The 24151-nt window shown below is 38.4% G+C and carries 20 protein-coding genes; all 20 read left to right on the forward strand.

Annotated elements, in window-relative coordinates:
- The first annotated feature begins 246 nt into the window (after positions 1 to 246).
- Complete coding sequence (locus tag ML543_RS08715; RefSeq protein WP_243386897.1) at positions 247 to 1944, forward strand: proline--tRNA ligase; 1698 nt, start codon at positions 247 to 249, stop codon at positions 1942 to 1944.
- A gap of 131 nt (positions 1945 to 2075) precedes the next feature.
- The gene (locus ML543_RS08720; RefSeq protein ID WP_243386898.1) at positions 2076 to 6395 is read left to right on the forward strand and encodes a PolC-type DNA polymerase III; all 4320 of its coding nucleotides are present in this window, start codon (positions 2076 to 2078) and stop codon (positions 6393 to 6395) included.
- A gap of 244 nt (positions 6396 to 6639) precedes the next feature.
- Positions 6640 to 7116, forward strand: a complete 477-nt coding sequence (rimP, locus tag ML543_RS08725; RefSeq protein WP_243386899.1) for a ribosome maturation factor RimP — start codon at positions 6640 to 6642, stop codon at positions 7114 to 7116.
- Between the two features lie 185 nt (positions 7117 to 7301).
- Entirely contained in the window at positions 7302 to 8408 is a 1107-nt protein-coding gene (nusA, locus tag ML543_RS08730; protein ID WP_243386901.1) for a transcription termination factor NusA, read from the forward strand.
- 11 nt (positions 8409 to 8419) lie between these two features.
- Complete coding sequence (gene rnpM, locus ML543_RS08735; RefSeq protein WP_243386902.1) at positions 8420 to 8698, forward strand: RNase P modulator RnpM; 279 nt, start codon at positions 8420 to 8422, stop codon at positions 8696 to 8698.
- On the forward strand, positions 8699 to 8998 hold the full coding sequence (locus ML543_RS08740; RefSeq protein WP_243386903.1) for a YlxQ family RNA-binding protein: 300 nt from the start codon (positions 8699 to 8701) through the stop codon (positions 8996 to 8998).
- 19 nt (positions 8999 to 9017) lie between these two features.
- A complete protein-coding gene (gene infB / locus ML543_RS08745) occupies positions 9018 to 11144 on the forward strand; it encodes a translation initiation factor IF-2 (RefSeq protein ID WP_243386904.1) in 2127 nt (708 codons plus the stop codon).
- Positions 11144 to 11422 carry a DUF503 domain-containing protein gene (locus ML543_RS08750; protein ID WP_243386905.1) on the forward strand — a complete coding sequence of 93 codons (279 nt, stop codon included), beginning with the start codon at positions 11144 to 11146 and terminating at the stop codon, positions 11420 to 11422. Before infB ends, ML543_RS08750 begins: the two co-directional genes overlap by 1 nt.
- A 14-nt stretch (positions 11423 to 11436) precedes the next feature.
- Complete coding sequence (gene rbfA / locus ML543_RS08755; protein ID WP_243386906.1) at positions 11437 to 11790, forward strand: 30S ribosome-binding factor RbfA; 354 nt, start codon at positions 11437 to 11439, stop codon at positions 11788 to 11790.
- 117 nt (positions 11791 to 11907) lie between these two features.
- The gene (gene truB / locus ML543_RS08760; RefSeq protein ID WP_243386907.1) at positions 11908 to 12813 is read left to right on the forward strand and encodes a tRNA pseudouridine(55) synthase TruB; all 906 of its coding nucleotides are present in this window, start codon (positions 11908 to 11910) and stop codon (positions 12811 to 12813) included.
- A gap of 68 nt (positions 12814 to 12881) precedes the next feature.
- A complete protein-coding gene (gene ribF, locus ML543_RS08765) occupies positions 12882 to 13832 on the forward strand; it encodes a bifunctional riboflavin kinase/FAD synthetase (RefSeq protein ID WP_243386908.1) in 951 nt (316 codons plus the stop codon).
- Positions 13833 to 13956: 124 nt separating this feature from the next.
- Entirely contained in the window at positions 13957 to 14226 is a 270-nt protein-coding gene (gene rpsO, locus ML543_RS08770) for a 30S ribosomal protein S15 (protein WP_243386910.1), read from the forward strand.
- A gap of 303 nt (positions 14227 to 14529) precedes the next feature.
- The gene (gene pnp, locus ML543_RS08775) at positions 14530 to 16638 is read left to right on the forward strand and encodes a polyribonucleotide nucleotidyltransferase (RefSeq protein ID WP_243386912.1); all 2109 of its coding nucleotides are present in this window, start codon (positions 14530 to 14532) and stop codon (positions 16636 to 16638) included.
- A 239-nt stretch (positions 16639 to 16877) separates the two neighbouring features.
- The gene (locus ML543_RS08780; protein ID WP_243386914.1) at positions 16878 to 17852 is read left to right on the forward strand and encodes a polysaccharide deacetylase family protein; all 975 of its coding nucleotides are present in this window, start codon (positions 16878 to 16880) and stop codon (positions 17850 to 17852) included.
- 45 nt (positions 17853 to 17897) lie between these two features.
- On the forward strand, positions 17898 to 19136 hold the full coding sequence (locus tag ML543_RS08785) for a M16 family metallopeptidase (protein ID WP_243386916.1): 1239 nt from the start codon (positions 17898 to 17900) through the stop codon (positions 19134 to 19136).
- 265 nt (positions 19137 to 19401) lie between these two features.
- The gene (locus ML543_RS08790) at positions 19402 to 19668 is read left to right on the forward strand and encodes a YlmC/YmxH family sporulation protein (protein ID WP_243386918.1); all 267 of its coding nucleotides are present in this window, start codon (positions 19402 to 19404) and stop codon (positions 19666 to 19668) included.
- A gap of 459 nt (positions 19669 to 20127) precedes the next feature.
- A complete protein-coding gene (gene dpaA, locus ML543_RS08795) occupies positions 20128 to 21027 on the forward strand; it encodes a dipicolinic acid synthetase subunit A (RefSeq protein ID WP_243386920.1) in 900 nt (299 codons plus the stop codon).
- The gene (gene dpaB, locus ML543_RS08800; protein WP_279326608.1) at positions 21027 to 21623 is read left to right on the forward strand and encodes a dipicolinate synthase subunit B; all 597 of its coding nucleotides are present in this window, start codon (positions 21027 to 21029) and stop codon (positions 21621 to 21623) included. Before dpaA ends, dpaB begins: the two co-directional genes overlap by 1 nt.
- 116 nt (positions 21624 to 21739) lie before the next feature.
- Positions 21740 to 22783, forward strand: a complete 1044-nt coding sequence (gene asd / locus ML543_RS08805) for an aspartate-semialdehyde dehydrogenase (RefSeq protein WP_243386922.1) — start codon at positions 21740 to 21742, stop codon at positions 22781 to 22783.
- A 146-nt stretch (positions 22784 to 22929) separates the two neighbouring features.
- Positions 22930 to 24150 carry an aspartate kinase gene (dapG, locus tag ML543_RS08810; protein WP_243386924.1) on the forward strand — a complete coding sequence of 407 codons (1221 nt, stop codon included), beginning with the start codon at positions 22930 to 22932 and terminating at the stop codon, positions 24148 to 24150.
- The last annotated feature ends 1 nt before the right edge of the window (position 24151 follow it).

The following is a 24151-nucleotide window of genomic DNA, read 5'->3' on the forward strand; positions in this document are numbered from 1 at the left end:
CGTTCGCTAGGACGCTAGGAGCCGAAAATAGACAGCTCCCTGCGGAAAGCAAGTGTCCGTAGCGCAATGTCCAGAGTTCATTTTAAAAATGACTGAAAAAGCAACAATCTATACGAAAATAGCCTTTTCTAAAGTAAAGGATGCTACCCTAAAAAGGGGTGTCCTTTCCCCTTAATTGTAGAGAAGGGACCATTAATCATAAATCAAAGAACTTAAATTTGCTATGTTGAAATTGAGGTGTAGAACATGAAACAAAGTATGTCATTTATTCCGACGCTACGGGAAACACCAGCTGATGCAGAAGTGAAAAGTCATCAGCTTCTTCTCCGTGCAGGATTTATTCGTCAAACGGCAAGTGGAGTTTACAGCTATTTGCCACTTGCGACAAAAGTATTGAAGAAAATTGAAACAATTGTAAGAGAAGAGATGAATCGAGCTGGTGCAGTTGAATTATTAATGCCAGCTTTACAACAAGCAGAGTTATGGGAAGAATCAGGGCGTTGGCAATCATACGGTCCAGAATTAATGCGTATTCACGACCGACATGATCGCCCGTTTGCGTTAGGTCCGACACACGAAGAGGTAATTACTAGTCTCGTTCGTGATGAGGTGAAATCCTATAAACGCCTACCACTAGCACTTTATCAAATCCAAACGAAATTCCGTGATGAAAAGCGACCTCGTTTTGGGTTATTGCGTGGAAGAGAATTCATTATGAAGGATGCATATTCGTTTCATTCTTCAAAAGAGAGTCTTGATGAGATGTATGAAAAAATTAGCACTGCTTACCGAAATATTTTTACAAGATGCGGACTAAATTTCCGCGCTGTCATTGCTGACTCAGGTGCTATGGGTGGAAAAGACACGCATGAATTTATGGTATTATCTGATATTGGAGAAGATACGATTGCGTATTCTGATTCATCAGATTTTGCTGCGAACATTGAAATGGCACCGGTTGTAGTTCAATACGAGAAATCGAATGAACAAGAATTACAGCTTGAAAAAATCGAGACGCCTAATGCTAGAACAATTGGGGAAGTTTCGTCCTTATTAAATGTTGATGAGACGAAATGTATTAAATCTTTATTGTTTAAAGTAGACGACCGATTCGTACTAGCGTTAGTTCGCGGTGACCATGAAGTAAATGATATTAAACTAAAGAATTTCTTTAACGCAGCTGTAGTTGAGCTTGCAACAGAAGAAGAAACTCTTGAAATAATGGGAACGAAACCAGGTTTTGTAGGACCTATTCATGTTCGTGATGAAGTAGAAATTGTTGCTGATCATGCTATAAAAGCAGTCGTAAATGGTATTTGTGGAGCAAATGAAGAAGGCTATCATTATCAAAATGTTAATATTGAACGTGATACAAACGTGAAGGAGTTTATTGATTTACGCTTTATCCAAGAGGGAGACCCATCTCCAGATGGCGTTGGTACGATTCGTTTTGCAAAAGGTATTGAAGTAGGACATGTATTCAAGTTAGGCACACGTTATTCGGAATCTATGAAAGCACACTATTTAGATGAGAATGGAAAATCTCAACCGATGATAATGGGTTGCTACGGAATTGGAGTTTCTCGTACTCTGTCTGCAGCTGTTGAACAACACCACGATGAAAATGGAATTGTTTGGCCAAAAGAAATTGCTCCGTTTGACGTACATGTAATTGCGGTAAACGTAAAAAATGATGAGCAGCGCGAATTAGCTGAACAAATTTATTCTGAATTTGTAAACGAAGGATTAGATCCTCTTCTTGATGATCGACAAGAGCGTGCAGGCGTTAAATTTGCTGATTCAGATTTGATTGGAATACCAGTAAGAGTCGTTGTCGGGAAAAAAGCGAGCGAACAAATTGTTGAAGTAAAAGTTCGAAAAACAGGAGAGAGTTTTGAAGTTCCTGTTGCGAATTTAAAAGAAACAATCCAGTCCTTACTTTAAAATAGAACTCTGTTGAATGATAGCACGATTTTATATCACGTGGTAATATGAAAAGAAAAAAGGTACCTCAATAAATGGGGTACCTTCCTTATGTAGCGGATTACCTTCTAGGAAGAAAGAGGGGAGCAAAAATGACTGACATTCATACGGAACAGCGGGAGCGTTTCCGATTATTACTCCAACAGTTACAATTAACAGAAGACGATATCGTTGAACATTTTTACCAAGGAGCTATACAAAAATTAACCGTACACAAGCAGCAAAAAACGTGGCATTTTCAATTTGTGCTTCAAAAAATACTACCATTTCATGTTTTTCAACTTTTTCAAGCTAAATTGACAAAGACGTTTTCACATATTGCAAATGTTACCTTTTCTATTCACATTCCTAACCCAGAGCCAAATGAGGAATTAATTCAATCATATTGGCCAGTTTGTGTTCAAGAAATAGAGGGGATATCGCCACCAATTCTTTCGCTTCTTTCGAACCAAACTCCTTCTGTAAATGGCTTAAAGCTCCTCGTACAGACGAGAAATGATACAGAGTCTCAGGCGATTAAAAAGAAGTATGGCGAATACATTCGAAGAAGTTATGAAACGTTTGGTTTTCCTAGTTTTCAAATCGATACGAAAATTACGATATCAGATGAAGAGATCCGTCAATTCCAAGAGCAGAAAAAGCGTGAGGATCAAGAAAAAGTCGCTCAAGCGATTACGGAAATGGAAAATCGTGAGAAGGAATCTAACCAAGAAAATGATGTGCCATCAGGCCCGTTAACAATCGGGTATCCAATTAAAGACGAGGAAGAAATACGTACGTTAAATAGCATAATGGAAGAAGAGCGAAGAGTCGTTATTCAAGGGTATGTATTTGATGTCGAAACGAGAGAATTAAAATCCGGTCGAACATTATGTACATTTAAGATGACCGACTATACAAACTCTATCCTTGTAAAGATGTTCGCTCGTGATAAGGAAGACGCAGCACTGCTCCAATCCTTGAAAAAAGGAATGTGGTTGAAAGTGCGCGGTAGTATTCAAAACGACACGTTTGTGCGCGATCTTGTCATGATTGCGAATGATATCAACGAGATGAAGCCGAATCTTCGAGAAGATACAGCACCAGAAGGACAAAAGCGTGTGGAATTACATGCACACTCACCAATGAGCCAAATGGATGCTGTTACGTCAATTTCAAAATTAGCCGAGCAAGCGAAAAAGTGGGGACATGAAGCGATTGCTTTAACCGATCATGCAGTTGTTCAATCGTTCCCTGAAGCATATTCCGCTAGCAAAAAACACGGCATAAAGATGATTTATGGTCTAGAAGCAAACATTGTTGATGATGGTGTGAGAATTGTATACAATGACAAGACGGTATCGTTAGAAGAGGCTACGTATGTCGTATTTGACGTGGAAACAACTGGTCTTTCAGCGGTATATGACACTATTATTGAGTTAGCGGCAGTTAAAATTCGAAATGGTGAAATCATTGATCGCTTCGAATCATTTGCCAATCCTCATGAACCATTGTCTGCTACAACCATAGAGCTGACAGGTATAACCGATGATATGGTAAAAGATGCCCCAGATGTGGATGTGGTGTTGCGAAAATTCAAGGAATGGGTAGAAGATAGTATTTTAGTTGCCCACAATGCGAGCTTCGATATGGGCTTTTTAAATGTCGGATACAAAAATTTGCTTGGTGAAAACAAAGCATCAAATGGTGTTATCGACACATTAGAATTAGCCCGTTCTTTATACCCAGAAATGAAAAATCACCGATTAAATACATTGTGTAAAAAATTCGATATTGAATTAACACAACACCATCGTGCCATCTATGATGCTGAAGCGACAGGACATTTACTCATGAAAATGTTAAAAGATGTAAGTGCTAAAGGCGTAACAATGCATGATGAAATGAATATTAAACTAGGGGACGCTAAAGCATATCAACGTTCTAGACCATCACACGCTATTTTATTAGCTCAAAATGAAGAAGGACTGAAGAACTTATTTAAACTCGTATCATTATCCCATGTGCAATATTTTTATCGTGTACCTCGTATTCCGAGATCGGTATTATCCAAGTACCGAGAGGGAATTCTTGTTGGTTCAGCGTGTGATAAAGGGGAAGTCTTTGAAGGAATGATGCAAAAATCACCGGATGAAGTAGAAGATATTGCATCCTTTTATGATTATTTTGAAGTTCACCCACCAGCTGTTTACCAACATTTAATAGAGCTAGAACTAGTACGTAATGAAGCGGCTCTTCGTGACATTATTAAAAATATCGTGAAGCTCGGCGAAAAGTTAAATATACCTGTTGTAGCAACAGGTAATGTTCACTATTTAAACAAAGAGGATAAAATATATCGAAAAATTTTAGTAAGCTCTCAAGGTGGAGCCAACCCGCTGAACCGCCATTCGTTGCCAGATGTTCATTTTCGAACAACAAATGAGATGATTCAAGAATTTCAGTTTTTGGGCGAGGAAAAAGCGAACGAGATTGTGGTAGAAAACACGCAAAAAATCGCTTCGCTTATCGGGGAAGTTAAGCCGATTAAAGATGATTTATATACTCCAAAGATTGAGGGAGCAGACGAAGAAATACGACAAATGAGCTACGATATGGCGAAAAGTATTTACGGAGACCCGCTTCCTGAGCTTGTAGAAGCACGGCTAGAAAAAGAGTTAAAAAGTATTATCGGACACGGATTTGCCGTCATTTATTTGATTTCACATAAACTAGTTAAAAAATCTCTTGATGATGGTTATCTAGTTGGTTCGCGTGGGTCCGTCGGCTCATCCTTTGTTGCGACAATGACTGAAATTACGGAAGTAAATCCATTGCCACCACATTATGTGTGCCCAGAATGTAAACATTCTGAATTCTTCAATGACGGGTCTGTTGGTTCGGGTTACGACTTACCAGACAAAGAATGTCCAAAATGTGGCGCGATGTTCAAAAAAGATGGTCATGACATTCCATTCGAAACCTTTTTAGGGTTTAAAGGAGATAAAGTACCAGATATTGATTTAAACTTCTCTGGAGAATATCAACCGAGAGCACATAACTATACGAAAGTGTTGTTTGGAGAAGATAACGTCTATCGTGCAGGTACAATCGGAACTGTTGCTGAAAAAACAGCGTTTGGGTACGTCAGGGGATATGCAAATGATCACAATATCCACATGCGCGGTGCTGAAGTAGATCGTCTTGTGCAAGGGTGTACGGGGGTAAAACGGACAACTGGACAGCATCCAGGAGGAATTATCGTTGTCCCTGATTACATGGATGTCTATGATTTTACTCCTATACAGTTTCCAGCGGATGATACAAGTGCCGATTGGAAGACAACTCATTTTGACTTCCATTCTATTCACGATAATCTTCTGAAATTAGATATATTAGGACACGATGACCCAACCGTTATTCGCATGCTCCAAGATTTAAGTGGTATCGATCCGAAAACCATTCCGACGGATGATCCAGAAGTGATGAAAATATTTAGTGGCACAGAAACCCTCGGAGTTTCTGAAGATCAAATTATGTGTAAGACCGGAACATTGGGGATTCCCGAGTTTGGAACGCGATTTGTGCGGCAAATGCTAGAGGATACAAGGCCGACTACATTTTCCGAATTAGTGCAAATTTCGGGGCTTTCACACGGAACGGATGTTTGGCTTGGAAACGCACAAGAACTTATCCACAACGGTACTTGTACCTTAAGTGAAGTAATCGGTTGTCGTGATGATATTATGGTCTATTTAATTTACCAAGGCCTTGAACCTTCCCTTGCATTTAAGATTATGGAGTTTGTACGGAAAGGAAAAGGGCTCCAACCAGAATGGGAAGAAGAAATGAAGAAAAATGGTGTGCCAGATTGGTATATTGAATCATGTAAAAAGATTAAATACATGTTCCCGAAGGCACATGCGACAGCATACGTGCTAATGGCGGTTCGTATTGCTTACTTTAAAGTCCACTTCCCGCTTCTATATTATGCAACATATTTCACTGTGCGGGCAGACGATTTTGATATTGAGACGATGATTAAAGGTTCGACGGCCATAAAAGCTAAAATTGAAGAAATCAATGCTAAAGGTTTAGATGCATCTCCGAAAGAAAAAAGTTTATTAACTGTACTGGAAATGTCATTAGAGATGTGTGAAAGAGGTTTTTCGTTTCAAAAGGTAGATTTATATCGTTCAAGTGCAGCGGAATTTTTAATTGATGGTGACACGTTAATTCCACCGTTTAACTCAATTCCAGGTTTAGGAACGAATGCGGCTTTAAATATAGTAAAAGCACGTGAAGAGGGCGAGTTTTTATCGAAAGAGGACTTGAGAGAACGGAGCCGCATTTCAAAGACGATATTAGAGTATTTAGATAATCACGGTTGCCTGACTTCTTTACCAGAGCAAAACCAGTTATCCCTATTTTAACGGATTAATTCAATAGCTCGAGTTGGTCAATATTTGCAATTCATATAAAGTTATGGTATATTTTATATGGAAATGCTATCGGAGAACGGAAAAAGAGTGGGGAAACCCACTCTTTCCTATTGGGTAAAACTAGTAGCATTTCGAGCGGATCACCTTAAATCCTTCGTTTGTGTACATACCCCTGCTCATATAGCAGGGTTTTTCAACACTTTTAAGGTTTCGGAACAATTTGAGGAGGAAAAGGATGAGTAAAAGAATTACAGATTTAGTAGAAGAACTTGTTACCCCTATTACGGAAGAAATGAATCTTGAACTTGTCGATATTGAGTATGTAAAAGAAGGGAAAAATTACTTCTTGCGCGTCTTTATCGATTCAGATACAGGGGTTGATATTGAAGAATGTGGAACGCTTAGCGAGCGACTTGGTGAAAAGCTTGATGAAATCGACCCGATTCCACATAACTACTTTTTAGAAGTATCATCTCCAGGTGCTGAACGCCCGTTAAAAAATGAGCGTGATTTCCAAAAAGCAATTGGGAAAAATGTAGCGATAAAAACTTATGAATCGATTGATGGAGAGAAAGAATTTGAAGGGGAATTAACAAGTTTTGATGGCGAACTCGTCAAACTGAGTGTAAAAGTGAAAACGAGAACGAAAGAAGTAACAATTCCTTACGAAAAAGTGGCAAAAGCTCGTCTCGCAGTTACATTTAATTTTTAAAGGGAAACAATTTCGGCAGCGATTGCTCATTGGAGATTCCTTATAATTAATTAGAGGGAAAGATGATGATCTAGCTACCGAAGAATGACCAATTTTGTTATTCTAACAAACCGTGAGCGTAAGCCATATTGACAAAAATAAGTTTTGAAAGAATTTATTAGTTTTTTAAGGGGGAAATCCATTCGATGAGCAATGAATTGTTTGATGCTCTAACGATCCTTGAAAAGGAGAAGGGCATTGGAAAAGAAGTTATTATTGAAGCGATTGAAGCAGCGTTAATTTCTGCATATAAACGTAATTTTAATCAAGCTCAAAACGTGCGTGTAGATATAAATCGCGAGACAGGTTCAATGCGTGTCTTTGCACGTAAAGAAGTAGTAGACGAGGTATTTGATCCTCGTTTAGAAATCTCACTTGATGAAGCAAAATCAATTAATCCAAATTACGAGCTAGAAGATACAGTTGAAATTGAAGTAACGCCACGTGATTTCGGTCGGATTGCTGCTCAAACTGCTAAACAAGTTGTTACGCAACGTGTACGTGAGGCTGAAAGAGGTATTATTTATTCCGAATTTATCGATCGTGAAGAAGATATTATGACAGGTATCGTTCAACGTATTGATTCTAAATTTATCTACGTTAGCCTTGGTAAAATCGAAGCATTACTTCCAGTAAGTGAGCAAATGCCAAATGAAACGTATCAACCACATGACCGTATTAAGGTTTTTATTACAAAGGTTGAAAAGACAACGAAAGGACCTCAAATTTTCGTGTCACGTACTCATCCAGGATTGCTAAAACGATTATTCGAAATTGAAGTGCCAGAAATTTACGATGGTACAGTTGAAATTAAATCTGTAGCCCGTGAAGCTGGGGACCGTTCGAAAATTTCCGTATACTCCGATAATCCTGAAGTAGATCCTGTAGGTTCATGTGTTGGACCAAAAGGTCAACGCGTCCAAACGATCGTCAATGAGTTAAAAGGCGAAAAAATTGATATTGTTCGTTGGTCGGAAGATCCGATTGAATTTGTTGCCAATGCATTAAGTCCATCTAAAGTTCTTGATGTCATTGTTGATGAAGAAGAGAAGGCGACTACGGTTGTTGTACCTGATTACCAATTATCACTAGCGATTGGAAAACGTGGTCAAAACGCTCGACTTGCAGCGAAACTTACAGGTTGGAAAATTGATATTAAGAGTGAATCAGATGCAAAAGAAGCAGGCATCTATCCTCGTGAGGACGTGAATCCTCCACTATTCGAATTGTCAGTAGAAGAAGATAGCGAATAGAGGTGGTATATATGACGAAGGCAAAAAAGATTCCTTTGCGAAAATGTGTTGCAACTGGAGAAATGAAGCCTAAAAAAGAACTTGTCCGTATCGTACGATCAAAAGAAGGGGAAGTTTCGATCGATTTAACGGGTAAAAAGAACGGTCGAGGTGCGTATATCACGTTACAAAAAGAGTGTATTTTAAATGCGCAGAAGAAAAATGTTTTAGCCAATCATTTAAATGCTGAAGTTCCTCCATCCATCTATGAAGAATTAGTATCTCTTGCTGAGAGGGAGCAAAAAGCGTAAATGAGTTCAAGTTGGGCACAGTTTTTAGGGTTGGCCAATCGAGCACGTAAGATTATTTCGGGAGAAGAACTCGTCATAAAAGAAGTGAGGAACGGACGAGCAAAATTAGTTCTTCTATCAAAAGATGCATCGAATAACACGAGTAAAAAAATAACCGATAAATGTTCCTATTATGGTGTTCCACTTGTGTACGTAGAAAGCCGTGAGCAATTAGGTCAGGCAATCGGGAAGGAACAAAGAGTTGTAGTTGCCGTGTTAGATTCAGGATTTGCATCCAAATTAAAAACAATGCTCGATTAAAAATTGTGGGGGTGAACGCATGACAAAAATGAGAGTATATGAATATGCAAAACAACAAAATCTTTCTAGTAAAGAGGTTATTCAAACGTTAAAAAACTTAAATATTGAAGTGACAAACCATATGTCGATGATCGACAATGAGGTTGTTCAGCAACTAAATAAACAATTAACGAGTTCATCTCAAGAAACAGAACAAGTAAAAACAGAAAAAAAACAACGTAATAATGGGGAGAATATGTCGAATACACAAGCAAACAACAGTAAGAAAAAAGAAAATCGTAAACAAGATTCGTTTAAGAAAAACGATCAGCCTAAAGGAAATAAGAAAAATAAAAAGCAAAACAAAAAGAATAAACACCAAGCTCAACAGCCAAAAGTAGCAGCGAAAAAAGAATTACCTGAAAAAATTACTTTCACAGACTCTTTAACGGTTGGCGAGCTAGCTGAAAAGCTTGGAAAAGAGCCTTCCGAAATCATTAAAAAGTTAATGATGCTCGGAGTTATGGCTACGATTAATCAAGATTTAGATAAAGATACAATCGAATTAATTGCTTCAGAGTACGGAGTAGAAGTAGAAGAAGAAATCGTCTTTGACGTAACAGAATTTGAAAAATATGAAGTGGAAGATGATGAAGAAAACCTAGAAATTCGTCCACCGATTGTAACCATTATGGGTCATGTTGACCACGGTAAAACGACATTACTTGATTCCATTCGTAAAACGAAAGTTGTAGAAGGAGAAGCGGGTGGAATTACACAGCATATTGGTGCATACCAAGTTGAGGTTAACAATAAGAAGATTACATTTTTAGATACGCCTGGACACGCCGCGTTTACAACGATGCGTGCTCGTGGAGCGCAAGTAACGGATATTACAATTCTTGTGGTAGCGTCAGATGATGGAGTTATGCCACAAACAATTGAAGCAATTAACCATGCGAAAGCTGCAGAAGTTCCAATTATTGTTGCTGTGAACAAAATGGATAAGCCAACAGCAAACCCAGACCGTGTCATGCAGGAACTTACAGAGCATGGCTTAATTCCAGAGGATTGGGGCGGAGATACAATCTTTGTACCAATTTCGGCATTAAAAGGCGATGGAATTGACGATTTATTAGAAATGGTTCTTCTTGTTAGTGAAGTAGAAGAATTAAAAGCAAATCCGAATCGATTAGCAACGGGAACTGTTGTTGAAGCAGAATTAGATAAAGGACGCGGTCCTGTTGCAACATTACTTGTACAAAACGGAACGTTAAAAGTCGGTGATCCAATCGTTGTTGGAAACACTTACGGTCGCGTTCGCGCGATGGTGAATGATATTGGTCGTCGCGTGAAAGTTGCGGGACCTTCAACTCCGGTTGAAATTACTGGATTGAATGATGTACCACTTGCTGGAGACCGCTTCATGGTATTTGACGATGAGAAAAAGGCACGTCAAGTGGGAGAAGCGCGTGCTCAAAAACAACTCGAAGCACAGCGCAGTGAAAAAGCTAAATTAAGCCTTGATGATTTATTTGAGCAAATTAAACAAGGCGATATGAAAGAAATTAACATCATTGTAAAAGCTGACGTACAGGGATCTGTTGAGGCACTTGCTGCTGCACTTCAAAAAATTGACGTAGAAGGCGTAAAAGTAAAGATTATTCATACAGGTGTAGGTGCGATCACCGAATCTGACATTATTTTAGCTTCTGCATCGAACGCAATTGTCATTGGTTTTAATGTGCGTCCAGATGCTAACGCAAAACGTACAGCTGAAGCTGAAAGTGTAGATATTCGTCTTCACCGAATTATTTATAAAGTAATTGAAGAAATTGAAGCTGCGATGAAAGGAATGCTGGACCCTGAATACGAAGAGAAAGTAATCGGTCAAGTAGAGGTTCGTCAAACGTTTAAAGTGTCGAAAATCGGAACAATTGCTGGATGTTACGTAACGGATGGTTCCGTAACTCGTGATAGCGGAATTCGCCTAATTCGTGACGGTGTTGTCGTGTTTGAAGGTGAAATTGACACTTTAAAACGATATAAAGATGATGTAAAAGAAGTGAACCAAGGGTATGAGTGTGGTATCACAATTAAAAACTTCAATGATATTAAAGAAGGAGATGTCATTGAAGCGTATGTAATGGAGGAAATTAAACGTTAATGATTGGGTATGTTGAATGTGAATGCATCATATACGATGCTCAATCATTAAAAGAGAAACGAGCAGTTCTTCAGCGAGTGACAATGAGATTAAAAAACTCGTTTAATATAGCTGTATCTGAGTTGGAATATCAGGATGTCTGGCAGCGAACGAAGTTAGGGCTCGTTTCGATTTCTTCTAGTCGAACGGTTACGGAACAAGAGTTAACAAAGGCTTTAAAGCTATTGGACTCATTTCCCGAATTAGAGAGAACCGTAACAACTTTTGAGTGGTTGTAAAGTGGGGTGAAAAAATGAGTTTACGAGCAAACCGTGTCGCAGAACAAATGAAGAAAGAACTTAGCGACATTATCGGTCGAAAAATTAAAGATCCGAGAATTGGATTTGTAACGGTAACGGATGTTCGCCTTTCAGGTGACTTACAAATTGCAAAGGTATATATTTCTGTACTCGGTGATGAAAAACAACGTGAAGATACTTTAAAAGGGTTAGCGAAAGCTAAAGGCTTTATTCGCTCAGAAATTGGCCAAAGAATCAGATTACGCAAAACACCTGAAATTCAGTTTGAGTTTGACGAATCGATAGATTATGGAAATCGTATTGAAACGCTCATTCATGAACTGAATCAAAATAAAGAGCAAGATTAATTCGTATTACCGAAGGTGACCTTCATTATGATGATTTAGGTCACCTTCTTTTGTTGAGGTATCTTGCTAAGAAATGAATTCATAAAATAGGAATGAAAGTACCAGGGAGGCGTACGGATGGAAGGAGTACTACTTTTACATAAGCCAGCAGGAATGACGAGTCATGATTGTGTCAATAAAATACGCAAGCTTTTTTCCACCAAAAAAGTAGGGCATACAGGAACGTTAGACCCTGACGTATCAGGAGTTTTACCTCTATGTATCGGTAAAGCAACAAAAATTGCTCAATTTTTAACAGCGGAAAATAAAACGTATTCTGCTGAAATAACGCTTGGCTTTTCAACGACTACAGAAGATGCATCAGGTGAGATAGTAGCGTCTAAAGAAGTATCGAAAAGTCTAAGCAGTGAAGATGTGAAAAAAGTGTTAGAAGAACTTACAGGTGAAATTGAACAAACACCTCCCATGTATTCCGCCGTCAAAGTAAATGGAAGAAAATTGTATGAATATGCGCGTGAAGGTATTGAAGTAGAGAGACCGACTAGGACGATTACTATTCATCAAATGGATTTAACATCTGATATAGAATGGAATGGGCAAAATGTTTCCTTTCGAATTGATGTGACTTGTTCAAAAGGGACATACATCCGAACATTAGCTGTTATGATTGGTGAAAAGCTTGGTTATCCGGCTCACATGTCACATTTAATCCGTACAAAATCGGGTACCTTTGTGCTTGATGATTGCTTAACATTTGAAGAACTAGAAAATATTCTTCCGAATCCATTACCTGCAAACAGTTTTCTTACAATGAATGATGCGTTAAATCATTTGCCCAAATGGACAATTAATGATACATTAGCAAAGAAAGTGAAAAATGGAGCGGTATTATCGGTTCCCGATGATTGGAACCATCAAACGAATCGACCGATTCGTGTTATTCATAACGGCGAGTGTATTGCACTATATACCTTACATCCGACAAAGGAAAATCTCGTTAAACCGTTAAAAGTTTTTCACTAATGATTCTAGTTATTCTATAGGGCGAGACCCTTGAAATAAAACAGGTTAATAAAAAGAGGGGAAAGCGTGTGAAAACGATAAGGTTGACGCATCCGCATCCGTATGTTTTAGAAGATTTTTCACCGATGGTTATGGCACTAGGGTATTTTGATGGAGTGCACCGTGGACATCAAAAAGTGATACAAACGGCTATTAAACTTGCGGGTGAGAAAAACATGAAAAGTGCTGTGATGACATTCGATCCGCATCCATCTGTTGTACTAGGGAAACAAGCTTCAAAAATGCACTACATCACTCCTTTACATGTAAAAGAGCAAATCATGATGGAAATGGGTGTGGATCTTTTATTTATTGTCGAGTTTACGAAGGAATTTGCAAGTTTACTTCCACAGCAGTTTGTCGATAATTATATTATCGGTTTAAATGTCCATCATGTTGTGGCAGGGTTTGATTTTACGTATGGAAAGCTTGGAAAAGGAACAATGGAAACCATGCCTTTTCATTCGCGTAATCAATTTACACAAACTGTCGTCGAAAAGCAAACAGATCACGATCGAAAAATTAGTTCGACATTGATTCGGAAAGTATTGCAAAGCGGAGATGTAGCATATGCCAAACATTTGCTTGGTCGTCCACATGAAACGACAGGTACGGTAGTCCATGGGGACAAAAGAGGTCGGACAATTGGATTTCCTACTGCTAATATTGATGTGAAAAATGAATATTTTATTCCACCAACTGGCGTGTATGCTGTAACCGTTGAGGTAGAAGGTGAAAGATACGAAGGCGTTTGTAATATTGGATATAAACCGACGTTTCATCAAGAGAAAAAGGTACTTCCTAGCGTAGAGGTCCATATCTTTCACTTTGACCAACAAATTTACGGAAAAACCGTTACGATAAAGTGGCATAAGCGGATTCGTAGTGAGCAAAAATTTGAATCTGTACAAGCATTGATTAACCAAATTGAGCAAGACAAACGAAGTGCTGAACAATTCTTTGAAGAAAACAAAGATTGAGCCTTGCAAAAGATTGCGAGATTTTATATAATAACAATTGTGACTTTAAACCATTGCTTGGCAATTCGAATCACCAACGATTGCTCGGTAATTGGGGATTATATGATATTAGGAGGTGGACAGGATGGCATTAACTCAAGAGCGTAAGAACGCAATCATCAACGAGTTCAAAACTCATGAATCTGACACAGGTTCTCCAGAAGTACAAATCGCTATCCTTACAGAACAAATCAACACTTTAAACGATCATTTACGTACTCATAAGAAAGACCATCATTCTCGTCGTGGTCTATTAAAAATGGTAGGTAAACGTCGTAACTTATTAACTTACTTACGTAACAAAGATGTTACTCGTTACCGTGAGTTAATCAACAAATTAGGTTTACGTCGATAATGAAAAAGCGGGAGATTTTCCCGCTTTTTTAATATGAGAAGAACTATTTTATCTAAATGATTTTAGCGATAAGTATAACGGGTAAAATGATTATAGGTGACATATCCGTTCCAAAGAAAGAGTCTAGTTCAATACGCCTTGTCATTATCACAAGGTGTGAGAGTAAAATCAAAAACATATGAAAACCAATATTGTTTGTGATTTTCTATTTACATATACCTTTCTGATTGATATGTTGAAATAAATTAGTCCATAATAGTACATAATGGATGTTTACATAAGTAAGAGAGGAGTCAAATTTTTATGGAGCAAGAAAAACACGTCTTTTCCATTGAATGGGCAGGAAGAACCCTTTCAGTGGAAGTGGGTCAATTAGCAAAACAAGCAAATGGCGCTGTATTAGTCCGTTACGGAGATACAGTCGTATTATCAACTGCAACAGCCTCAAAAGAACCGAAAGCAGTTGACTTCTTCCCTCTAACTGTCAACTATGAAGAACGTTTATACGCAGTTGGGAAAATTCCTGGAGGGTTTATTAAGCGTGAAGGACGTCCAAGTGAAAAAGCGATTTTAGCTAGCCGCTTAATCGATCGTCCTATTCGTCCTTTATTTGCAGATGGTTTCCGTAATGAAGTTCAAGTTGTCAGTATGGTGATGAGTGTAGATCAAAACTGCTCTTCTGAAATGGCAGCAATGTTTGGATCATCCCTAGCTCTTTCTGTATCCGATATTCCGTTTGAAGGGCCAATTGCTGGTGTAACTGTTGGTCGAGTTGACGGAGACTTTGTTATTAACCCAACCGTTGAACAAATGGAACAAAGTGATATTCACTTAGTTGTTGCAGGAACGAAAGATGCAATTAACATGGTTGAAGCTGGTGCAGAAGAAGTACCAGAAGAGACAATGTTGGAAGCTATTATGTTCGGTCATGAAGAAATTAAGCGTTTAATTGCGTTCCAAGAAGAAGTTGTTGCTCAAATTGGAAAGGAAAAAATGGACGTTCAATTATATGAAGTCGATGCAGAATTAGAAGCAAAAGTGCGTGAAATGGCTGAACGTGATTTGTTAACGGCTATTCAAGTTCAAGAAAAGCACGCTCGTGAGGACGCGATTCAAGCAGTTAAAAATGATATCTTAGCGAAATTTGAAGAAGAAGAAGACGAAGATACGCTAAAACAAGTGAGTGAAATTTTATCTAAGTTAGTGAAAGAAGAAGTGCGTCGCCTCATCACGGAAGAGAAAGTTCGTCCAGATGGACGTAAAGTGGATGAAATTCGTCCATTATCTTCGCAAGTAGGTTTATTACCTCGTACCCATGGTTCAGGATTATTCACACGTGGTCAAACTCAAGCGTTAAGCATTTGTACGTTAGGGGCACTAGGTGATGTGCAAATTTTAGATGGCCTAAGTCTTGAAGAGTCAAAACGATTCATGCATCATTATAATTTCCCTTCATTTAGTGTAGGTGAAACAGGACCGATGCGCGGACCAGGTCGTCGTGAAATTGGGCATGGTGCATTAGGAGAACGTGCGTTAGAGCCTATTATTCCAGACGAACGTGATTTCCCATACACAATTCGATTAGTATCGGAAGTTCTCGAATCAAATGGTTCTACATCACAAGCAAGTATTTGTGCTTCTACGCTTGCTATGATGGATGCAGGTGTGCCGATTAAAGCACCAGTAGCAGGTATTGCGATGGGGCTTGTCAAATCTGGTGAATATTACACTGTCCTTACAGATATTCAAGGAATGGAAGATGCTTTAGGAGATATGGATTTCAAAGTTGCTGGTACTGAAAAAGGTGTGACAGCCCTTCAAATGGACATTAAAATTAAAGGTCTGTCTCGCGAAATCTTAGAAGAAGCATTAACACAAGCGAAAAAAGGTCGTTTAGAGATTTTACAATCAATGCTTGCAGCCATTTCTGAGCCTCGTCAAGAACTTTCACCATATGCGCCAAAAATTTTAACGATGACTATTAATCCGGACAAGATTCGTGATGTTATCGGGCCGAGTGGTAAACAAATCAATAAGATTATTGAAGAAACTGGCGTGAAAATTGATATCGAGCAAGACGGAACAATCTTTATTTCTTCAGTCGATCAAGAGATGAATGAAAAAGCGAAGAAGATTATTGAAGATATTGTTCGTGAAGTTGAAGTTGGACAAATGTATTTAGGAAAAGTTAAACGGATTGAAAAATTCGGTGCATTTGTTGAATTATTTAGCGGAAAAGACGGACTTGTTCATATTTCCGAGCTAGCAGAAGAGCGGGTAGGTAAAGTGGAGGATGTCGTATCCATAGGCGATGAAATTCTCGTAAAAGTTACGGAGATTGATAAGCAAGGTCGCGTAAACTTATCTCGCAAAGCGGTATTAAAAGAGGAAAAAGAAAAGCAAAATTCTTAATTAACGGAGCCTGGGGAACCTGGCTTCTTTTCACGTTCTGATAAAGTTATTTGTAGCAAGGTTTTAGTGCATAATTGGAGCTATAATAAGTAGATAAAATAAATAAGAATGTTTGCAAATATGTGTCTAAAGCGTGCAAACTATCCTGAAGTGAAAGATAACATATATTGAGAGTTTATATTGTAAGTTCTACCTTGTCCCCTTTTTACATATTTTGAAGTAAGAAGGGGGATATGTATATGCAAAGGTATATTATGCAAGTGGTCGGCTTTATTGTTATCTTTGTTATTAGTGTAAGTACGATTCAAAATCCTTTTAAACACTCTTATTCTGATAACATTCAAAAAGTAAGTTCGACCCCTGCTTTTCATAAAGATGAACTTTATCAGGAAATTTTGGCTAAATCGAAGAAATATAACATTGCACCTCAAAATGCTGAAATACATAGTGTTTGGAAAGCAACACCCGGTTATAATGGTATTGAAGTAGATGTAGAAGAATCGTATAACAATATGAAAAAAAATGGTGATTTCGACGAGAAATTACTTGTATTTAAACAAATTTCTCCGTCTGTCCATTTGGAAGATCTTAAGCCATCACCTATTTATAGAGGCAACCCAGAGAAACCAATGGTATCATTTATCATAAATGTAGCGTGGGGAAATGAATACATTCCTGATATGCTTGAGGTGTTGAAAAAGCATCATGTAAAAGCGACTTTCTTTTTAGAAGGCAGATGGGTAAAAAAGTACCCAGATATCGCGAAAATGATTGCTGATGCTGGACATGAAATTGGAAATCATTCATATACACATCCGAATATGGCACAGCTTCCATCTTCTTCGATTCGGGATCAAATTGTGAAAACAAATGAAGTGATTGAAGCTACAACGAATGTGAAACCTACACTTTTTGCTCCACCGAGTGGAAGTATGAGAGAAGAAGTCGTAACACTCGCTGATGAATATAATATGAAGACAATTATGTGGTCTGTTGATACAATTGATTGGCAGCGTCCTGAGCCTCACGTACTTGTAGAACGCGTGATGTCCAAAATCCATCCCGGTGCTATTATATTAATGCACCCTACATCTTCTACATCCAAAAGCTTGGAAACACTGATTTTGTCCATTAAACAAAGAAATCTTTCGATTGGATCGGTGTCGATGCTCTTAGATGAACAGCGAATTATCGAAGAATCAACCGTGAAATAGCTTTCGAAAGAAAAGTTGCAAGATAGAGAATAGGGGGTTCCTCATTTGATTAAAAAATATACATGTTCAAACGGAGTTCGAATTGTACTAGAATCCATTCCAACTGTTAGGTCAGTAGCGATTGGTGTTTGGATTGGCACAGGATCAAGAAGCGAAAATGAACAAAACAACGGTATCTCACACTTTTTAGAACATATGTTTTTTAAAGGAACTTCGACAAGAAGTGCACGTGAAATTGCTGAATCATTCGATAGTATCGGTGGCCAAGTGAATGCCTTCACATCAAAAGAATATACGTGTTATTATGCTAAAGTGCTAGATGAACATGCTAATCATGCGCTTGAAGTGTTGGCGGATATGTTCTTCAATTCTACATTTGATAAAACGGAAATGGATAAAGAAAAAAACGTCGTATTAGAAGAAATTAAAATGTATGAAGATACACCAGACGATATTGTGCACGACTTACTTAGTAAAGCGATTTATGGTAACCATCCTTTAGGGTATCCAATATTAGGAACAGAAGAAACGTTACATTCTTTTACCCCAGATACGCTCCGTGACTATATGAAGAAATATTACACGCCTGATAATGTGGTCATTTCAATTGCGGGGAATATTGATGAATCGTTTATTCAAGAAGTAGAGAAATATTTTGGATCTTATACGACAGGTTATCAAAAAAATACGTATAAAGTACCCGTTTTTCAAAGTGGTAAATTAGCTCGAAAGAAGGAAACGGAGCAGGCTCATTTATGCATTGGCTATAATGGTTTAAAAGTAGGTTCAGATGATATTTATAGCTTAATCGTATTAAATAATATTTTAGGGGGAAGCATGTCCAGTCGTCTGTTCCAAGATGTTCGTGAAGAACGAGGCTTAGCGTATTCTGTCTTCTCTTACCATTCCTCTTTTGAAGATAATGGCATGCTAACAATTTATGGTGGGACAGGTAGCAACCAGTTAGATTTATTGTATGATACGATTCAACAAACAATTGAAACTTTGAAAAAAGATGGAGTTACCGAAAAAGAATTATTAAACAGTAAAGAACAAATAAAAGGAAACTTAATGTTAAGCTTAGAGAGTACAAATTCACGGATGAGTCGAAATGGTAAAAATGAGCTTCTGTTACGCTCACACCGTACACTTGATGAAGTTGTGCAACTAATTAATGGTGTCGACATGAGTAGTGTTCAACAAACAATTGAAAAAATATTTACAAATGATTTTGCTCTTTCTGTCATTAGTCCAGAAGGGAAATTACCCTCTTCCATTTCCTAATCATTTTTCTCGTTAAGAGGCTGAGTCAAAAAGTCATGAAAAAATGACCTTTTGAGGCTCATGCCTCTTTTTGTTTTTTCGAATTTTACGATATGGAAGTGTTAATTGATCTAAGTCGCTGTTTACGTATAGAATATGTTTATTTAGACATGATTTGGCGACAAGAAAGCCTTTCTTTTTAAATTTGAAGCTTCAGCTTTTTTCGTTTGGTATTTTTAAATGCTACCCAACCATATAGATAGTATTAGAGAGGAGGTCTTTTGAGTTGAGGTTATCAGAACTAAGTGGCAAAGAAATTGTAGATGTGAAAAGGGCTGAACGGTTAGGGGTACTCGGGCAAACGGATTTAGAAATCGATGAAGAAAGTGGTCAAATTAAAGCACTTATTATTCCTTCATTAAAATGGTTTGGATTAAGAAAACAAGGACATGAAGTAAGGGTACCGTGGCATCATATTCAAAAAATCGGTTCAGATATGGTCATTTTGGATGTTCCAGATGAACAAATTAAAAAACTTGATGCACCAGACTAGTGCAATCAAATGGAATAGATCTTACTAAAAGAAGTTGAAAAGGGAAAAATCCTTTTCAACTTCTTTTTTTTAATGTTACAGAAAGTTTAATAAAGTGTTAAAGTATTCTCTTTACCGTTTTTTTGGTGTCTAGCTCCAAGCGCCATCAGCTCGGGTCACTTCGGCCCTGCTGTGGCGAGGGAAGCCTCCTCGCAGGTCCTCCAGCGCCCTTCGCTTAAGGACTTGCGCTTTGCGATTTTCTTAGGTGTTTCCACTCGCCATATTCTTTTCGGATAGTATGAAAATCTATAAAAAAGACTCCTCTTAGTTAAACATAAATTCCTCAAACGCTTTCTGCGACAATAAGAAAAATCTTTCGTAAATTGGGTACATATCGACAATCACCGAAGAACATTCTCTCACATAGTATGCTCTAGGCACAATAATTACGTTTCTTTTGAAAAAGAAGGTGAAGAAAACATGTTAACTGGGTTAAACATTGCCGTAATCGGTGGTGATGCTCGTCAATTAGAGGTGATTCGGAAATTAGTTGAATTAGACGGGAAACTGTATCTTGTAGGGTTTGACCAACTTGATCATGGATTTACAGGAGCAATCAAGTCGAAACTTGAAGAAGTGCCTTTTCATGAAATAGATACGATTATCTTACCAGTACCCGGTACTGCTTTAGACGGTCATATTGATACAGTGTTTTCTAATGAAGAGATTGTGTTAACAGAAGAATTACTTGAGCAGACTCCTGACCATTGTCAAATATATTCCGGTATTTCCAACGATTATTTAAATCAACTCGTGCTAAAAACGAATCGGAAGTTGACTCAGTTGTTTGAGCGCGACGATATAGCAATCTATAATTCCATTCCGACAGTTGAAGGTACCATTATGATGGTCATTCAGCATACGGATTTTACGATTCATGGGTCTAACATTATGGTACTGGGATTAGGGCGAGTTGGAATGAGCGTTGCCAGAACCTTTTCGCATTTAGGCGCACATGTCAGAGTTGGGGCACGTAAATCAAAAGACTTGGCACGCATAACGGAAATGGGACTTAAGCCATTTCATTTGAATGAATTAGAGGATGAAGTAAGCGACGTGGATGTGGTTCTCAATACAATTCCTTACCCTATTGTAAATGCAAAAGCGATCTCAAAAATGCCTTCTCATACTTTAATTGTTGATTTAGCTTCAAAACCAGGGGGAACGGATTTCCGGTACGCGGAAAAACGGGGGATTAAAGCGATTTTAGCTCCAGGATTACCTGGAATTGTTGCGCCTAAAACAGCTGGCCAAATATTGGCCAATGTATTGGCTCAACTTTTATTTGAACAATTAGAAGATGGAAAGGAGACTTCATAATGGATGTGAAGGGAAAACGAATCGGATTTGGGTTAACGGGGTCACATTGTACGTACGATGAAGTATTTCCTCAAATTGAGCGATTAGTACAGGCGGGGGCAGATGTGATACCAGTTGTTACACATACGGTTCAAGCGACCACCACCCGTTTTGGCGAAGGAAATGAATGGGTGAAAAAAATAGAAGAAGCGACCGGTCATGAAATTGTTGATTCGATTGTAAAAGCGGAGCCACTAGGCCCAAAGCTTCCACTGGATTGCATGATTATTGCTCCATTGACGGGAAATTCGATGAGTAAGTTTGCAAACGCGATGACAGATTCACCAGTACTGATGGCAGCTAAGGCAACATTACGGAACCATCGTCCTGTAGTTCTTGGCATTTCTACAAATGATGCACTTGGTTTAAATGGTGTAAATTTAATGAGGCTAATGGCGACCAAAAATATATTTTTCATTCCATTTGGGCAAGATGCCCCTGAAAAGAAACCAAACTCCATGGTTGCGTATATGAATTATCTTCAAGAAACAGTAGAAGCAGCTCTAGAACATAAACAATTTCAACCGGTTATCATTGAACGATATAAATTGCAATAAAAAAACGCTTTCAATATAAAAAATTTCATCCATTTATTTTCTTCTGTGATACAATAGGACGTAATACGATTGGAAGACTAGAGTAGATTTATGCATTTGGGGAAGGAGATAGAGAGATGAGTTTGAAAGGTTATCATGTAGCAGTAGTTGGAGCAACAGGAGCAGTAGGAACACAAATGTTAAATACATTGGCAGATCGCGAGTTTCCGATTTCCAAATTAACTTTACTATCTTCAAAACGATCTGCAGGAACGAAATTAACATTTAAAGGTCAAGAATATACAGTAGAAGAAGCGACTCCTGAAAGCTTTGAAGGTGTACAAATTGCACTTTTTAGTGCTGGGGGAAGCGTTTCGAAACAACTAGCGAAAGAAGCGGTGAAAAGAGGAGCAATTGTAATTGATAATACAAGTGCCTTCCGCATGGATAAAGATGTACCACTAGTTGTGCCGGAAGTGAATGAAGAAGACTTAAAAGGGCATAACGGAATTATTGCCAATCCAAATTGTTCGACGATTCAAATGGTTGTGGCACTACAACCGATTCGCCAAGCATTCGGATTATCGAAAATTATCGTTTCTACGTATCAAGCAGTCTCAGGAGCTGGTGCTCAAGCGATTGAAGAATTAAAACAACAATCACAAGATGTTTTAGATGGAAAAGAACCGCAAGCTTCTATCTTACCTGTTAAAAGTGATGAAAAACATTATCAAATCGCTTATAATGCCATTCCACAAATCGATAAATTCCAGGAAAATGGATTTACATTTGAAGAGATGAAAATGATTAATGAAACGAAAAAAATTATGCACGATGATTCGTTACAAGTAGCAGCGACTTGCGTTCGTTTACCTGTCGTAACTGGTCACTCAGAGTCTGTATTTATTCAAGTAGAAAAAGATGATGTGTCCGTTGAAGACGTGCGTCAACTGTTGAAAGATGCACCAGGTGTAACCCTGCAAGACGATCCAAGTAAGCAGCTTTATCCAATGCCTGCCTATTGTGTAGGAAAATATGATACGTTTGTTGGGCGTATTCGTAAAGATTTAGATAACCCACGCGGCTTCCACCTTTGGGTTGTTTCGGATAACTTATTAAAAGGTGCAGCACTAAACTCTGTACAAATAGCTGAAAGCTTAGTCAAATTAAATCTAGTATAACGATTTTATTCGGCTTATTCGTTTCTTAAATTGCTTCCGTTAAACGAGCTAGGAAGTGAAGGGAAAAGCCAATAAAACGATGAGTGGGGAAGAGAGTTGAGTGTTTTCGACTCTCTTCTGTTAGTTTGATAAAAGAGGTGGGACAGATGAAAATCATTGTACAAAAATTTGGGGGAACTTCGGTAAAGGATGAACACGGCCGTCAAAATGCTTTGGAACATATCATCGCGGCAAAGGAAAAAGGATATAAAGTAGTAGTTGTCGTGTCAGCAATGGGAAGAAAAGGAGATCCTTATGCAACAGACACACTTTTAAGTTTAGTAGAAAACGGAATTGAAACTATATCAAAACGAGAACAGGATTTATTATTATCTTGCGGAGAAATTATTTCATCCGTTGTATTCACAAGTATGTTGAAGAGGAATGGTCTTCAAGCTACCGCTTTAACTGGGGCGCAGGCCGGATTTGTAACGACACAAGATCATACGAATGCTAAAATCATTGATATGAAATGTGATCGTCTCCTTGAGCTATTAGCTGAACATGATGTCATTGTAGTGGCAGGTTTCCAAGGAGCGGCTTCAAATGGTGATATTACTACAATTGGGCGAGGGGGAAGCGATACATCTGCTGCAGCGCTTGGAGCGGCTCTTCAAGCAGAATACGTTGATATCTTTACGGACGTCGAAGGGGTTATGACAGCGGATCCTCGAATCGTTCAAAGTGCGAAACCGCTTTCTACCGTAACGTATACAGAAATTTGCAATATGGCTTACCAAGGAGCTAAAGTAATACATCCACGAGCAGTTGAAATTGCGATGCAAGCAAAAGTACCTTTACGAATTCGATCAACATATGCGAAAACGGAAGGAACGCTCGTAACGTCAAACGAAACAGAAAAGCGTGGTGCAGACGTAAAAGAACGTTTAATTACTGGAATTGCACACGTGGCGGATGTCACACAAATTAAGGTAGAAGCATCAGATGGTGATTATGAATTCCAAACAAAAATCTTTAAAGCGATGGCTAAAAACGGAATCAGTGTCGATTTCTTCAATATTACACCGAGCGGCGTAGTATATACAGTAAATGGTAACGTCACAGAGGAAGCGGTTGCGATATTAGAACAATTGGGGTATACTCCAGTTGTCAATAGACGATGCGCGAAAGTTTCGACAGTTGGAGCAGGTATACAAGGAGTACCAGGTGTAACTGCTAAAATTGTATCGGCACTTTCGAAAAAAGGAATCCAAATCCTACAATCGGCAGATAGCCATACAACGATTTGGGTACTAGTAAAGGAAGAAGACATGATTGAGGCGGTTAATGCGCTTCATGATGTTTTTGAACTTGGGAAAAATCAATAAA

It is taken from the genome of Bacillus kexueae, from assembly GCF_022809095.1.
In the GTDB taxonomy this organism is placed as follows: domain Bacteria; phylum Bacillota; class Bacilli; order Bacillales; family Aeribacillaceae; genus Bacillus_BZ; species Bacillus_BZ kexueae.